This window comes from Mesorhizobium sp. ES1-3 (assembly GCF_020164795.1).
Lineage (GTDB): Bacteria > Pseudomonadota > Alphaproteobacteria > Rhizobiales > Rhizobiaceae > Mesorhizobium.
In genome coordinates, this window is sequence record NZ_JAIUGW010000069.1 from 1 (window position 1) to 1523 (window position 1523).

Annotated in this window: 2 protein-coding genes; both read left to right on the forward strand. The window is 58.8% G+C overall.

What is annotated here, in order from left to right:
- Positions 1-467 (forward strand): ISAs1 family transposase (locus LB536_RS30980; protein WP_224599155.1); only part of this gene is annotated, 467 nt, incomplete at its 5' end.
- A gap of 94 nt (positions 468-561) precedes the next feature.
- Positions 562-855 carry a DUF6894 family protein gene (locus LB536_RS30985; protein ID WP_224599158.1) on the forward strand — a complete coding sequence of 98 codons (294 nt, stop codon included), beginning with the start codon at positions 562-564 and terminating at the stop codon, positions 853-855.
- The last annotated feature ends 668 nt before the right edge of the window (positions 856-1523 follow it).

A 1523-nucleotide genomic window follows, 5' to 3' on the forward strand; every position in this document is an offset into this window, starting at 1 on the left:
AGGTCGCGCCGGAACCTAACGACGAAGGGTTGTCAGGATGCCGGCAATCTTCGGCGTCTGCAAATGAGTGGCGATCAGCGAACGTCGCTCCAGATTCGGCTGGTGCTGCCGCATTTGCCGCAGCGCCGCCGCAATTCCGGTCGCCGGATTGCCATAAGGACAGGAGCCGCTTCGATACCCGCTACTTCATCGCCTCCGCCGACCTCACCGCCGAACGGGCCGCCCACGCCGTGCGCGGCCACTGGCGGATCGAGAATGCCCTGCACTGGACCCTTGATGTCGTCTTCAAGGACGACCAGTCGCGGCTCAGAAAGGGCCATGGCGCCCACAACATGGCCATCGTCCGCCATTTTGCCCTCAACCTCGTCCGGGCAATCAACGACAGGCAGTCGATCAAACTGAGGCGCAAAAAGGCCGGATGGAGCCCCGACTACCTCGCCTCAATCCTCGGTCAACTTCCCCGTTAACCTGGATTCGCAGCCCTGGGCCGCTGCAGGCCGCTGCAGCGGCGGAACATCAAGGGGAATGCGAAGTTTGGGCCTCCAATCAGGAGGATCTTCAATGCCTAGCTATCACTTTCACGTCGATGATGGCGCCCTGGTTCCGGATGTAGAGGGGACGGAATTGCCCGACTTGCATACCGCGCGAACTGAGGCGGTTAGAGCAATGGGCACCATGCTGGCTGACTTGGGCGGCGAGCTAGTTGGAGGTGGTCACACGTGGATGATGCATGTAACCGACGCTGCAAACGTGCTGCTTTTCAGTCTGACCTTCTCCTCGATCGTGCCCGCAGGCAAGGTGACGTTTCTGCCAGAGGATCAGATGTCAGTCGCCCCAGTGCCGGGTGACCTTTGATGTTCCGGATTTCAGGCTAGGAAAAGAACCCGCTCGCGAGGAACGATCGCCGCCTTCCGAACATTCGAGGTGGTCCGCGAACGTTCCGCAAAAAGACGGTACCAATTCAGACCAACTTCGCCCGCTTTATCATTCCTTAATGACTCCAGATGCGCGCAGAGTCATGGTCCAGCATCCAAGGCACATTTGAGGGAGAAAAGGGAGCCATGTTGTTTCCTGGCCAAGTCGTCATGCCCGACGAAGTGGAGATGCTTGCCCGCGTCTGCCGAACCTCCTGCGAAGAGCGGGGAATCCCGCCCAGCAGCCCGCAGGCACGGACACTCGCATCCCACGTCCTAAAGCTTTTCATGAACGGCCTTACCTGTGAGGAAGAGCTTCTAAGCGTCGAGCGAAACCGCATGAACCGTCAGGTTCACATTGACGCTTTGAAGCAGGCGTCTGCGCACCAGTACGTCGGTGCCGATCGCTAGACACACGTCGTCTTTGTCCAAAGTCACTGCTGGTCTCTGTGGTAGGAAATTTCTTTGTAACCCGTTTACAAGTGGGTATCGAGGAAGTTTTCGCGCAGATTGCACGCAATGACAGCCAGGGCTCAAAGTTGGGAGCGCAGCCTGCTGGCCAGCCAGTCCGAAATTTTTTCCCGCAGGGGACGCGCTTCCCATTCGGCC